The 12,355-nt window shown below is 66.9% G+C and carries 13 protein-coding genes; 4 read left to right on the forward strand and 9 right to left on the reverse strand.

Going from position 1 to position 12,355, the window contains the following annotated elements:
- Positions 1 to 6 precede the first annotated feature (6 nt).
- Positions 7 to 1,170 carry a hypothetical protein gene (locus tag VEG08_12600; GenBank protein HXZ28824.1) on the reverse strand — a complete coding sequence of 388 codons (1,164 nt, stop codon included), beginning with the start codon at positions 1,168 to 1,170 and terminating at the stop codon, positions 7 to 9.
- A complete protein-coding gene (locus VEG08_12605) occupies positions 1,154 to 1,789 on the reverse strand; it encodes an HD domain-containing protein (GenBank protein HXZ28825.1) in 636 nt (211 codons plus the stop codon). The genes VEG08_12600 and VEG08_12605 overlap by 17 nt, the downstream gene beginning before the upstream one ends.
- A gap of 132 nt (positions 1,790 to 1,921) precedes the next feature.
- Here VEG08_12605 and VEG08_12610 point away from each other — a divergent pair, with 132 nt between their 5' ends.
- Complete coding sequence (locus tag VEG08_12610) at positions 1,922 to 2,281, forward strand: STAS domain-containing protein (protein HXZ28826.1); 360 nt, start codon at positions 1,922 to 1,924, stop codon at positions 2,279 to 2,281.
- Positions 2,278 to 2,883, forward strand: coding sequence for a hypothetical protein (locus VEG08_12615; GenBank protein HXZ28827.1), 606 nt, complete (start codon positions 2,278 to 2,280; stop codon positions 2,881 to 2,883). The genes VEG08_12610 and VEG08_12615 overlap by 4 nt, the downstream gene beginning before the upstream one ends.
- A gap of 87 nt (positions 2,884 to 2,970) precedes the next feature.
- Here the strand turns inward: VEG08_12615 and prfB are convergent.
- Positions 2,971 to 4,081, reverse strand: a protein-coding gene (prfB, locus tag VEG08_12620; protein HXZ28828.1) for a peptide chain release factor 2 whose coding sequence is annotated in 2 segments (ribosomal slippage) — positions 2,971 to 4,002 and positions 4,004 to 4,081 — 1,110 coding nt in all. Because the reading frame shifts where the segments join, the coding sequence is not laid out codon by codon here.
- 2 nt (positions 4,082 to 4,083) lie between these two features.
- A complete protein-coding gene (gene lnt, locus VEG08_12625; GenBank protein ID HXZ28829.1) occupies positions 4,084 to 5,703 on the reverse strand; it encodes an apolipoprotein N-acyltransferase in 1,620 nt (539 codons plus the stop codon).
- Between the two features lie 30 nt (positions 5,704 to 5,733).
- On the opposite strand from lnt, the gene VEG08_12630 reads away from it, so the two are divergent.
- Entirely contained in the window at positions 5,734 to 5,901 is a 168-nt protein-coding gene (locus VEG08_12630; protein ID HXZ28830.1) for a hypothetical protein, read from the forward strand.
- A gap of 13 nt (positions 5,902 to 5,914) precedes the next feature.
- Positions 5,915 to 8,302 carry an APC family permease gene (locus VEG08_12635; GenBank protein HXZ28831.1) on the forward strand — a complete coding sequence of 796 codons (2,388 nt, stop codon included), beginning with the start codon at positions 5,915 to 5,917 and terminating at the stop codon, positions 8,300 to 8,302.
- Positions 8,303 to 8,479: 177 nt separating this feature from the next.
- Here the strand turns inward: VEG08_12635 and VEG08_12640 are convergent, their stop codons facing one another.
- From VEG08_12640 to VEG08_12660, 5 genes are all read right to left on the reverse strand, one after another.
- The gene (locus VEG08_12640) at positions 8,480 to 9,097 is read right to left on the reverse strand and encodes a hypothetical protein (protein ID HXZ28832.1); all 618 of its coding nucleotides are present in this window, start codon (positions 9,095 to 9,097) and stop codon (positions 8,480 to 8,482) included.
- Positions 9,098 to 9,126: 29 nt separating this feature from the next.
- A complete protein-coding gene (locus tag VEG08_12645) occupies positions 9,127 to 10,026 on the reverse strand; it encodes a lysophospholipid acyltransferase family protein (protein HXZ28833.1) in 900 nt (299 codons plus the stop codon).
- Between the two features lie 107 nt (positions 10,027 to 10,133).
- A complete protein-coding gene (locus VEG08_12650; protein HXZ28834.1) occupies positions 10,134 to 10,871 on the reverse strand; it encodes a lipid-binding SYLF domain-containing protein in 738 nt (245 codons plus the stop codon).
- A gap of 594 nt (positions 10,872 to 11,465) precedes the next feature.
- Positions 11,466 to 11,696, reverse strand: coding sequence for an RHS repeat domain-containing protein (locus VEG08_12655; GenBank protein HXZ28835.1), 231 nt, complete (start codon positions 11,694 to 11,696; stop codon positions 11,466 to 11,468).
- Positions 11,697 to 11,708: 12 nt separating this feature from the next.
- On the reverse strand, positions 11,709 to 12,355 hold a 647-nt coding region (locus VEG08_12660), incomplete at its 5' end, for a hypothetical protein (protein HXZ28836.1).

Genomic DNA, 12,355 nt, shown 5'->3' on the forward strand with positions numbered 1-12,355 from the left:
CGGGCGCTATTCCCTCTTGGCTCCCGGGGGCGCCGACTTTTCCTTGAACCTCTTGGTGGCCAGCTTGCGCAGGGTGTCGGGGATGTTCTTGTTCATGGAGAGGGCCTTCAGGTCGTTGACCAGCAGGTGGCCCATCAGGCCCAGGGAGAGGTCGAGGGGGCAGCGGGGATTGTTGGCCAGGGCGCGCACCACACCGTAGTTCTTCATGAACTTCTTGGTGCGGGCGATGTCGCGCAGCACGCTTTCCTGCACGTTCTTCATGCCGGCGAAGGTCTCGATCTCGCCGTCGCTCACCTTGGGGGACTGCAGCACCGCCGACGACACCACCTTGGAGCCGTCGCGGACCAGGATGAAGCGCTCTTCCTTGTTGCCGCGCATGGCCAGTTGCACGCGCTCGCCCACGGTGAGGCGTGAGATCTTCTGCAGGGGGGAGAGGCGCTCGCGGCTGTCGGCTTCGGCCTGGCGCATCTTCAGCGTCTTCTCGTCCACGGCGGCGGGCCCGGCCGCCGCGTCCGTGGCCGCGGGGTCGATCTGCAGCGCGGCCGCCGCTGCCCGGGTCTCCTCGTCGTCCAGGGCGCCCCCCACCAGCTCGAAAGGCTTGCCCTCCTCGGCGGCGATCTCGGCGGCGTGCTCCAGCTCGTACTGCGTCTTGCCTTCCTCGCCCACCTCTTCGTGGGCGGGGATCTTCATGGTCTGCTCGCCCAGCGCCGCCAGTGCCGCCTTGAGCTGCGCGGCCTCCTCCGGCGTGAGGTGGATGTTAGTGCCCAGGGCGTGCAGGATATGGGGCGACTTCTGGACCCGCGCGCTGGCCAGCATCATGTCCACCAATTCGCGCGAGGCCGTCTGCGCCATCTCCATCAGCGCCGCCTCCGGCACCGCGGCATTCTCCAGCAGGGCCGGCATCAGCCTGGGACGGCGGTTGGCGGGCGCCGCGAAGTAGTCCAGCACCTCGCGCGGACTCTGGGGATCGCGGCAGGCGGCCAGCGAGCTGGCTTCGTCCCAGCCCGCCAGGGTCATGCGGGCCTGCTCCGCGAACAGGGGATGGGTGGTGAGGTAGACCAGGATCTCGATCATTTCGGCGGGAGGCACGCTGAGCGCCCCCTTGGAGGCGGCGCGCATCACGTTGGCGGGCGCCTGCGACTGCCGGATCAGATCAATCATGCGCGCCATGCGCCGTCCCCTCCTTCTGCGCCAGGCTTTCCAGCTCGCTCACCACCCGCTCCAGTTCTTCTACCAGAGGATTGTTGCCCGCCTGCCGGAAAGTTTCAACCAGCGCGCGATAGTACCAGAGCGTGCCCTCGCGGCCTCCCTGGAAGCGCCCCCACAGCGCCTCGCCGTGGCGGCGGTAGTCGGCCAGGACGGTGCGCGCGTTGTGCAGCTTGTCGGCCGCCGAAACCAGGGATACGTCCGCGGGCGCGTGCCGCACGTGCGCGATGTACTCCTCCTTGCGCTGCCGCCAGGGAGGCTTGGGGAGGGTGTCGGCGTCGGTGCAGCCGGCCACGATGCCCGCCACGCGCTCGCCGAAGCGCCGCCGGATCTCCTCCAGCACCGGCTTGCCGCCCTGGTCCTCCACCGCGTCGTGCAGCAGCGCCGCCACCGCCATGTCCTCGTCGCCGCCGTGCTCCAGCACCAGCGCCGCCACGCTCATCAGGTGGGCGAGGTAGGGGACTGCGGTGCCCTTGCGCCGCTGCCGCTGGTGCAGGCGGGAGGCGTACTGCATCGCTTCGTCGAAGCGCTCTCCCAGCATGACCCCCGCGGGGCTCTCGGACTTGACCTTCCCGGCTTCCATGGGACGCACAAAGTATACGGAGGCGGCGCCGGGTTGCAAGGTTTCCCGCTCCGTTTTCGCTTGAAACTCGAAACCTGAAACGCGAAACTAGCGCACACCGGTTTTGGATTCTTTCGGACACTACGGAAAACCATGAAGCTGAATCTGCCGGACCCGGCCGGGCCCTGCCTGCAACTGCGCACCCAGCAGACTCCCGAGGCGGCGCTGGTGCGCTGCTACGGCCGCCTCACTCGCGATGTGGTCGAATCGCTCATCGCCGAGGTCAAGCCCCTCATCCCCCAACGCAAGAAGATCGTCCTCGACTTCACCGACCTCGCCTACCTCGACAGCTCGGGCATCGGCACGGTGGTGCGCCTCTACGTCTCCGCCCAGAAGGCCGGCTGCGAGTTGCGCCTCATCAACTTCAACCAGCGGGTGCGCGAATTGCTGGGCGTCACCCACGTGCTCTCGGCGCTCGAGGTCTGCGGGCAGTTCATGGTCAAGATGCCGTGAAGGCGGCAGCCATCGCCGGCTTGGGGTTTCGCGTGCACTCGGGATGGGCGGCGGTGGTCGCGGTCGCCGGACCGGTTAAGGCGCCGCAGGTGGTGCTCCGCAAGACCGTGGTCATCGCCGACCCCGCCATCCCCGGCTCCAAGCAGCCCTACCACGCCGCCGAGAAGCTGAGTCTGAAGCAGGCGGAGAGGCTGGTGCGCCGCTGTGCCGCTTCGACGAACGGCCTGGCGCGGCGGGCGCTGCGCGGGATCGTCGCCGAGTTGCGCGCGAAGGGCCTGCAGCCGGGCCGCGCCTGCATCCTGCTCGCAGCGGGCCGGGAGGTCGGGCCACTGGCCGCTATCCTGGCTTCGCATCCCAGGATCCACACCGCCGAGGGCCTCTTCTTCCGCGAGGCCATGCGACGCGCCTGCCGACGCTCCCGCGTGAAGGTCACGGGTGTGAAGGAGCGCGAGATCGTGGCCCAGGCCGCGGCCGCGTTGCGTCTTCAGGCAAAGACGTTGCGACGGCGCGCCGGCCAGATGGGCCGCGACCTGGGCCCGCCCTGGCGCCAGGACGAAAAGCTGGCGGCGTTGGCCGCGTGGCTCATGCTGGCAAAGCGTTAGGTTTCAAAGTTTCATTTTCAATGTTTCAAGGAAGGCCGCTCTCGTCTTTGAAACCTTGAAACTCTGAAACCCTGAAACCTTCGTCGGTTACTTCCCTTCCGCCCGCCTCGCCAGCAGGTACGCGCGGATGAACAGGTCCAGATCGCCGTCCAGCACCCGGTCCACGTCTCCGGTCTCGGCCTTGGTGCGGTGGTCCTTGACCATGCGGTAGGGATGCAGCACGTAGCTGCGGATCTGCGACCCGAAATCGATATCCAGCTTCGACTCCTCCACCTTGCGCGTGGCCTCCATCTTCTTTTCCAGCTCGTACTCGTAGAGCTTGGAGCGCAGGATCTTCATGGCGCGCTCCTTGTTCTTGTGCTGCGAGCGCTCGTTCTGGCAGCAGACCACGATGTTGGTGGGCAAATGCGTGAGCCGCACCGCCGAGTCGGTGGTGTTCACGTGCTGGCCGCCGCGCCCGCCCGAGCGGTAGGTGTCGATGCGCAGTTCCTCCGGCTTGATCTCGATCTTGATGTCGTCGTCGATCTCGGGCGAGACGAAGACGCTGGCGAACGACGTATGCCGCCGCTGTGCCTGGTCGAAGGGCGAGATGCGCACCAGCCGGTGCACTCCGATCTCGCTGGTCAGCAGGCCGTAGGCATAGGCCCCGGCCACGCTGAAGGTGGCGGACTTCAGTCCCGCCTCCTCCCCCGCCTGGTAGTCGTTGAGCACGGTGGGAAAGCCCTGGCGCTCGGCCCAGCGCAGGTACATGCGCAGCAGCATCTCCGCCCAGTCCTGCGACTCGGTGCCCCCCGCCCCGGGATGGATGGTGACGATGGCGTTGCGGGCGTCGTTCTCGCCGCAGAGCAGGGTCTGGGTCTCGAGCTTCTCCACGCGCTCGCGCAATTCCGCGATCTCGCGGCGCAGCTCGGCGGTGACCTCTTCGCCCTCGCGCGCCAGCTCGAAGAGCGTGGCGATGTCGCTGGTGCGCCGCTCCAGGTCCTTTTCCGTTGTCAGGGCCTCGTCCAGCCGCTTGCGCTCGCGCATGATCTGCTGCGACTGGGCGGGGTTCGACCACAGCCCGGGGTCGGCGATCTTCTTCTCGATCTCGGCTAGCTGCTGGCGAAGGCGGGGCGGGTCAAAGGTACTCCCGGAGGTCGCGCGCCTTGTCGCGCACGCCCGCGTACTCGCGCTCGAGTTCTTCGACCTGCTCCAGCATGGTCAGTTCCGGGGAGCGCGCCTGGGAAGTGGAAAGCTGAACAGCAGCGCGCCCAGGGAAATTATCGCACACAGCCAGGGGAACCAGTCGCCGTGGCGGGTGTAGAAGGTGGTCTCCGGGACCAGGGCGTAGGGGGCATCGAGCCAGGCGGCCACCCCGCGCGGGGCGCGGTCCACCACTCGCCCCAGGGGATCGATGGAGGCGGTGATGCCGCTGTTGGTGTCGCGCAGCAGCCAGCGCCCGTTCTCGATGGCGCGCATCCGCGCCATGTTGAGATGCTGCCCGGGAGCGCTGCCGGGCCCGAACCAGCCGTCGTTGGAGATGTTGACGAAGACCTGCGCCCCCTGGGCCGCGAACTGCCGCACCTCGTCGGGAAAGATGGACTCGTAGCAGATGAATGTTCCCAGGCGCTGCCCGCCCGCCTCCAGCAGCAGGCGGCGGCGGCCGGGGGTGAAATCGCCGGACTCCTTGGTCAGCTTGCTGGCGAAGGAGAACAGGTCCTTCGCCGGAACGTATTCGCCCCAGGGCACCAGGTGGATCTTGTCGTAGCGGCCCGCCCACTCTCCTCGCGGCGCGACCAGAGCAGCGGAGTTGAACATCAGCGGCAGGTTGCCGCCGGCGGGATCCGGCCCCAGGCCCAGCTCTCCCACCACCATCCACGCCTGCGCCTGCATCGCCACCTGCCCGGTCAGGCCGCGGAAGCGCCCATCGTTGTCCCAGAAGGGCGCGGGCGACTCCGGCCACACGATCAGGTCGGGATGGGCCATGCCGTGCGCCGGCAGGCTGAGCGCCGCCATCTGCGTCAGCGTCCCCCCGAAGCGCTGCTCCGTCCACTGCACGGGATCGAGGATGGGGATGTCGGGCTGCACCAGCCGCGCGGTGTGGGTGGCGGGCAACGCCGGTGCCTTGACCAGCACCCCCGCCTGCAGCACCAGCGCCGCCAGCAGCGAGGCCGCTACCATCCTTCCCCGCCGCGGCGGCGGGAGGTACCAGGCGGCGGCGAAGGCGGCGTTCACCAGCACCAGCTCGAAGGCGATCCCCCACACCCCGGTCAGGCTGGCGATGCGCGCCAGCGGGATGTTGTCCACCTGGCTGTAGCCCAGCAGGTCCCAGGGAAAGCCGACCAGGCGCTCCCGGCCCAGTTCCACCGCCACCCACAGGAAGGGCGCCAGCACCAGGGCGCGGCGCTGGCCGCCCCGCCGCGCCACCCACGCCAGGCAGAGACCGAAGACGCCGCGGTCGGTGGCCGCTGAGGCCACGCACAGCAGCACCAGCACCCCCGCCCCCGCGGCCGGCGACAGCCGCCCGTACACCGTCATGCTGTAGTAGATCCAGTAGCAATTGCCGGCGCAGAAGATCAGTCCGCACACGAAGCCCAGCAGGAAGCCGCGCAGGAGCGAGGGAGCGGCGTTTTCGCCCGGCGCGGCCGACGGCCGCGGTCCCAGGATGGCCACCAGCAGCGGCGCCACCGCGATCCAAGAAAGAAAGTAGAGACTGGGCGTGGGGAAGATCAGGACCTGGAGCACGCCTGACACCGCCGCCAGCAGCCAGCTACCGAGAGGGATGCGCCGCACCGGCAGAGTGTAACAAACCCCGGCTGCCGGGAAAGCGGGCGTGGCCACGGCGGTATCCTTTACAATACCGGGCGGACTATGGACTTCCTGTTCCCAGCGCTGATTCGCGTGCTCGAGGTCATGTTCGCGGCCGGCTGGGCCGGGACCCTGATCGTGCTCCTGCTCACCGCCATCGAGGACCTGGAGACCATCTTCAAGCGCGATCGCCCGGCTCCCGGCATGGAGACCCAGATCATCGAGGAATAAGCGCTCTCACCCTATGGCTTCCTCCACGAACGCCCCGCCGCCGACTTCGAACCGGGTCCGCATCGTGGTGGCCAGTACGGTGATGCTGACCTTCATCTCCTTCTGGCGGGCGGCGGCCATCATCCTCAACGACCTGGGCTCCTCCGCCTTCTACGCAGGCGGCATCGCCGAGCAGGCGGTGGGCAAGGCTGCTCCCTGGTTCGTGCTGGGAGTGATGATGTTCGCCTTCGGGGTGCGCGCCGTGTACGTGGAGAGCTGCTCCATGTTCGTGCGTGGCGGCGTCTACCGCGTGGTCAAGGAGGCCCTGGGCGGCACCGCCGCCAAGATCAGCGTCTCCGCCCTGATGTTCGACTACATCCTCACCGGGCCCATCTCCGGTGTCTCCGCCGGCCAGTACATCGCCGGGCTGATCAACGAATTGTTCGCGGCCGCCGATGCCCATGGCTGGCTTCCCCGCGCCGTGCACGCCCTCTTCCACGGCGTCCCCCAGGTCAACGTCAACGCCACTGCCGCGCTGTTCGCCGTGGCGGTCACCCTTTACTACTGGTGGCTGAACACCAAGGGCATCGAGGAATCCAGCGAGAAGGCCATGTGGGTGATGCAGATCACCACCGTGATGGTGGTGCTGATGCTGGGTTGGTCGGCGCTCACGCTGATCGTCCATCGCGGCGCCTACCACCTGCCGCCCTGGCCCGTGCCCGCCAACCTGCACTTCAGCGACGAGGCCCTGGGCTTCCTCAAGTCCACCACCATCCCCGGGCGGCTGGCGCAGATGTTCGGGGTCTTCGGCATCATCATGGCCTTCGGGCACTCGGTGCTGGCCATGAGCGGCGAGGAGTCGCTGGCCCAGGTCTACCGCGAGATCAAGCATCCCAAGCTCGACAACCTGAAGCGTACCGCCATCGTCATCGGGATCTACAGCTTCGTCTTCACCGGGGTGGTTTCCCTGCTGGCGGTGATGCTCATTCCCGACGCGGTGCGCGTCCCCGTCTACAAGGACAACCTCATCGCCGGCCTGGCCATGTACATGGCGGGCCCGCAACTGCTGCGGCTGATCTTCCGCATCTTCGTGGTGGTGGTGGGCTTCCTGATCCTTTCGGGCGCGGTCAACACCGCCATCGTGGGCTCCAACGGCGTGCTCAACCGGGTCTCGGAGGACGGGGTGCTGACCGACTGGTTCCGCCACCCTCATCCCCGCTATGGCACCAGCTACCGCATCATCAACCTGATCGTAGGGCTGCAGCTCTTCACCATCCTCGCCAGCCGCGGCGACGTCTACCTGCTGGGCGAGGCCTACGCCTTCGGCGTGATCTGGAGCTTCGTCTTCAAGAGCCTCTCCATGCTGGTGCTCCGCTTCAAGTACAAGGGCGAGCGCGGCTGGAAGGTGCCGCCCAACCTGCGACTGGGCGGGCACGAGCTTCCCATCGGCCTGGTCAGCGTGACCCTGGTGCTGCTCTCCACCGCCATCGTCAACCTGCTGACCAAGTCGGTGGCCACCATCAGCGGGCTCATCTTCTCGGCGGTGTTTTTCGTGGTCTTCACCGTCTCGGAGAGGATCAACAAGCACAAGCTCGCCCACGTGGAACAGCAGATGCAGGACCAGTTCCACCTCATGCACCAGGACCGGGTCGACCGCGAGAGCGTGGGCATCCGTGCCGGCAACGTGCTGGTGCCTATCCGCGATTACAACAACCTCGGCCACCTGCGCTGGGCGCTGGAGCGCGTGGACACCAAGGAGCAGGACGTGGTGGTGCTCACCGCGCGCATCACCCGCCTGGGCGCCGGCGGCTACGAATTGGCCATGGAGCAGATCTTCAGCGACTACGAGCAGACGCTGTTCACCCGCGCCGTGGCCATCGCCGAAAGCGTGGGCCGTCGCATCTCCCTGCTGGTCGTGCCGGCGGCCGACATCTGGTCGGCCATCGCCCAGGCCGCCAATACCCTGGAATCCTCCACCGTGGTGGCCGGCCTCTCCGCCAAGATGACGGCCCCGGAGCAATCCTTCCTGCTGGGGCGCGCCTGGGAGGCTGCCCCCGAGCCCAAGCGCCAGTTCCTCTTTCAGGTGGTGCATCCCGACGGCCACGTGGACACCTTCACCATCGGGCCCCACACTCCCCACCTCAAACCCGAAGACGTCCACCTGGTGCACCGGCTGTGGCTGGACTTGACGCGCTTCCGCGAGTTCAAGAACCTGCACCACTCCGACATCCTCTCCATCGCCCTCACCCGCTTCGCCCGCGACTACGCCGGGCGCGACCGCGACGAGATCCTCAAGGCCCTGCGCCGCGGTCCCACCGAGCAGCGCTTCGGACCGCAGCCCGGCGCCGCCCTGCCTCCGCCCGAAGCTCCGCCCAAGGAAACCAAGGAGCCCCCCTCCACTCCGCCGGTCACGGGACCGTAGAGCAGTTTCTCGTTTCCCGTTTCTAGTTTCTGACTATCTACCGGAAGGGCACGACTTTGGTCGTGCCCTTCCGGTGCGAGGAAAAACCGGCGCCGAGCGCGCCCGCAGCGCCAGCGAGGAACAAGCGAGGCGCCCGCACCGCGTTTCTAGGAACCAGGAACGAGAAACTAGAAACTGCTATTTCGTTTCCAGCAGCGCCAGCCGCCCCCGCACGAACTCCACCAGTTCCGGCGTCACGTACTGCGGTGGACGGATGTAGAAGATGGGCCGTCCGGCCACGGGCTTGAGCGAAACCCCGTCCCAGGCGAAGCCCGCGGGGGGCGGCGGATGCAGCACCACCGCCGAGGCCCGGTCCAGAAACTCGCGCGCGGTCTCTTTGAAGTCGGCGGTGGCGGGATCGAGCACGGGAAGATAGAGGTCGGGGCGCAGGAAGCGCAGCACGCTGTTGGACTCGAGGATCACGTTCTGCGCGCCCGCCAGCTCCTGCCGCAGCCCGGGCATGGCTTCGGCCAGCATGCCCTGCTTGGTGCGCACCCACAGCGCGCGCGCCGCTCCCGCCGCCAGGAAGCGCGCACTGTCGCTCTTGCCGGAGCGGTCCTGCTCCTCGCTGATGGCCCAGCCGTGGTCCTGGGGAGCGCAGTCGCAATTCTCGCCGTTGACCGCGCACACCCCGTGTCCGAACTGCGTGATCTTGATGGCCAGCCAGCGGCGCTCCGCGAGCGCCGCGATCAGCCCTGCGACCACGCTGGTCTTGCCCACGCTGCGCGTGTGCCCGCCCACCACCACCAAGGCCATCGGCCGGCCTCCTTGGGCCGGATTCTAAATCAATACAGCGAGGGCTCGCCCTCCGGACGCGTCTTCCAGCGCCGGTGCACCCACAGCCACTGCTCGGGATAGCGGCGCACGTACTCCTCGATCACGCGAGTGAAGGCGGCGGTGTTGGCCAGGGCGTCGGCCTCTTCGTCGCCCGTGCGCGCCAGCTCCAGCGCGGGCGCGAAGTGCACGCGGTACTTGCGCAATCCCGCGTCCCACACGGTGAAACCCGGGACCACGGCCGCGCCGGTGCGCTGCGCCACCTTGGCCAGCCCGCTGGCGGTGCAGGCCAGGTGGCCGAAGAAGGGCACGAACACTCCCTGCGGCGGGCTCATGTTCTGGTCCATGAGGATGCCCACGGTCTCGCCCGCCTTCATGGCCTCCAGCAGCCCGCGCGCGAAGTCCTGCTTGCCGAACAGCGAGTTGCCGTGCAGGGTGCGGTAGCGGTCGGCCATGCGGTTGAGATAGGGATTGTCCAGCGGCCGCACCACGATGCGCAGCGGGTTCCCCATCAGCGAGTGGAAGAAGGAGCCCACCTCCCACGCCCCCAGGTGGGCGGTGAGGAAGAGCACGCCCTGGCCGCGGCGGCGGGCGGCCTCGAAGTTCTCGAAGCCGTCGTAGATCACCACCCGCCCGGCGTTCTGCCGGGTGTAGCGGGGAAAGAGGCAGACCTCGGCGAGCTGACGCCCCAGGCCGCGGAAGACGCCGCGCAGGATGCGCCGGCGCTCCTTGGGAGACTTTTCCGGGAAGGCGATCTCCAGGTTGCGCCGGCCCACGCGCCGCAGCCGCCGGTGCAGGCAGTACACCAGCCCGCCCAGGCTGATGCCCAGGGCGCGAGCCAGCGGGCGCGGGAGCGCCCCCATCGCCTTCACCACCAGCCACACCGGTGCGTACTCGATCCCGTGGCGCATGACGGTACGCCGGCGTCTCGCCGGCCGTGTGGAGGGCGTCCCCGCCCTCGCCTACGCTCCCTTCGTGGGCTTCGAGTTGTCGTGAGAGCCGCTTGGGGCCAGCCTTGTCATTTCGGCTGGCTGGACGGGCCCTTGGGCTGGCTCTCCGCCGCCTTGGGCGGGGTGACGCGGCCCGCGGGCGCGTACTTGTTGAGCGTGCTCAGGAAGGGCTCCGCCTCCGCCGGGCTCGCGATCTTTCCCGTCAGGATGGTGCGGAAAGGCACCATGCGCCCGTAGAAGGCGCGGGTGTCGTCCTTGTTCTGGTTGATCTCGTCGCCGTTGAGGGAGATGCCGGCAAAGACGCCGCGGGCGCGCGAGTAGGTCAGCACCTCGGCGCGCATCCGCCAGTCGGTGTCGGCCTCGGCGTGCCGCCCCACCGGCCCGGCCGCCGCCGAGGCGTTGGCTCCCAGCTTGAACTTGCTGGAGAGCAGATGCTGCATTCCGTGGTCATTCATGATGATGAGCACCAGGTCGGCTTCCTGGCCGCCGATCTGCAGTCCGAAACTGCCCCCGGCCACCTGGAAGAAGGCGGGGGCGCTCCACCCGTTCTGGGTGCGGCAGGAGGCCACGCCCTTGCCGTACTCACCTCCCACGATGAAGCCGCCCTTCATCATGGCCGGGACCACGGCCACGCACTTGGCGTCGTTCAGGATCTCCTCCGGGATGCCCTTATCGGGGGCAGCCATGATCTCGTCCAGGATCACGGCGGCATGGTGGATGCGCTGGATGTCGCGATCGCGGGTCTCGCCCGCCCAGGCTACCGCACTCAGAGCCATCACCAGCCCTGCGACCCAAACTCTGTTCATTGCTATCTCCTTCATTGACAACCGGTTACGCCCATCAACGGGCGTGGCGCACGCTTGTATGGCGGGATTGCGGTCTCACTGACTCGCAGTGAGGATACACGCTAATTAGAGGCTGGGCAAAGGCTTGGGGGTTACCTGGGGAAGTTCGAGGGGAAATTAGAAAGGGTTGGAATCGGTGACCCTCGTTACCAATCCCAACCCCCGTCTCCCAGGTTCTGTGGTAGGTGGGTGCAGTATGCCTGGTGACCATGGTACCCACAAGGTAACCGAAGCACGCTCCGGGCGTGGAATCCGGACAATGTACTTTGGTACCTGGACGAAGGTGGGGACCGGGTTCAATCACCCGCTCACCCGATGACCCAGTCGCCCGAAGGGATACCCCTCCCCCCTCCCTGGCCGCTAATAGAATCATGAGGTTACAGAGGGAGATCCGTGACGATCCGTGGATCCAAAGAACTTACACGTAAAATCCGTCAAACAATGGACTTACGCGTTCCGGAGGTGCCGACTGGCGCGGGCGCACTCCTCCGCCTAGGCGAACATACAGCGAATATAAACGGGGGACGCTGGGATGTCAAGCAGCCGAGGCAGGGGTCATTTTCCTTTGGATTCCTGCGTATCGCGCAGGTCGGCCACCGACGCATGGCTGTGCTCGTAGCCCTCCACGATGGACTCCTCCCCGGGCTCGTAGCTGTAGGTGAGCCGCTGGTTGTCGGGGGTGAGCACCGCCACCAGCCGGTTCAGGGCATCGTACTCGAAGCGGGTCACCGCGCCGTCCACCGTGTGCTCGATCAGGTTGCCGTTGGGATCGCACTTACTGTTCACCGCGTCCTGTCGCTAGAACACCTGCCACGAGGGTTGCCCGCCCAGAGACAGCGAAGGGTCGACCCGAAAACAGTAAATCCACCCCTTAGGGGTTGTGTTCTTTAGTCGTTCGCTCTTTTGCGCTACGAGATTCAATACATCGCGCACTGTCCCAGTGGCGAGCGTGACCTCGATTGCGGGAGCATCTCCACTGCTCAGCATACTTCCAGGGCCCGATCCTCTCGGAAACATGCGGATCTGAAGTTCCGGCACATGGTATTGGGGATACTGCAGCAGGATGTCATAGGGAGCGGACAAACGCAGGTTGCGAACTGGGGTGTTCAAGAGGTCCTCGGCGTTCTGCTTGGCGGTTCGCGGGAATACGTGGACCAGCTTCGAGTCGAGTACCTCGAAGTCGTATCGAGGATCCTGACGGATAATAGATCTCAGCACTCCCCCTACCGTCGACCGTGTCAGGTGGAGTCTCAGGTTCCTTTCAGGGCCCGTCTTGAAAGGGACGACCTCTACCGTAAAGAACACTTTGTCGGGCCCCGCTTTCATGCGCAGCTCGCGCAGCGCTTCAACGATCGTGGCAGACGGGAGGTCTATGGAACCAACCTTCACATCGAGAGGGGCCGACCCCGGAAGGGCCGCCAGCACTCGAGCGGGGAAGAGAATAC

This window comes from Terriglobales bacterium (assembly GCA_035624475.1).
Taxonomy (GTDB): Bacteria; Acidobacteriota; Terriglobia; order Terriglobales; family Acidobacteriaceae; genus DASPRL01.

What these genes read in the sequence shown, in the direction of transcription:
- VEG08_12600 (HXZ28824.1), bottom strand. Translation starts at nt 1,170, where the DNA reads ATGGCGCGCATGATTGATCTGATCCGGCAGTCGCAGGCGCCCGCCAAC.
- VEG08_12605 (HXZ28825.1), bottom strand. Translation starts at nt 1,789, where the DNA reads ATGGAAGCCGGGAAGGTCAAGTCCGAGAGCCCCGCGGGGGTCATGCTG.
- VEG08_12610 (HXZ28826.1), top strand. Translation starts at nt 1,922, where the DNA reads ATGAAGCTGAATCTGCCGGACCCGGCCGGGCCCTGCCTGCAACTGCGC.
- VEG08_12630 (HXZ28830.1), top strand. Translation starts at nt 5,734, where the DNA reads ATGGACTTCCTGTTCCCAGCGCTGATTCGCGTGCTCGAGGTCATGTTC.
- VEG08_12635 (HXZ28831.1), top strand. Translation starts at nt 5,915, where the DNA reads ATGGCTTCCTCCACGAACGCCCCGCCGCCGACTTCGAACCGGGTCCGC.
- VEG08_12640 (HXZ28832.1), bottom strand. Translation starts at nt 9,097, where the DNA reads ATGGCCTTGGTGGTGGTGGGCGGGCACACGCGCAGCGTGGGCAAGACC.
- VEG08_12645 (HXZ28833.1), bottom strand. Translation starts at nt 10,026, where the DNA reads ATGCGCCACGGGATCGAGTACGCACCGGTGTGGCTGGTGGTGAAGGCG.
- VEG08_12650 (HXZ28834.1), bottom strand. Translation starts at nt 10,871, where the DNA reads ATGAACAGAGTTTGGGTCGCAGGGCTGGTGATGGCTCTGAGTGCGGTA.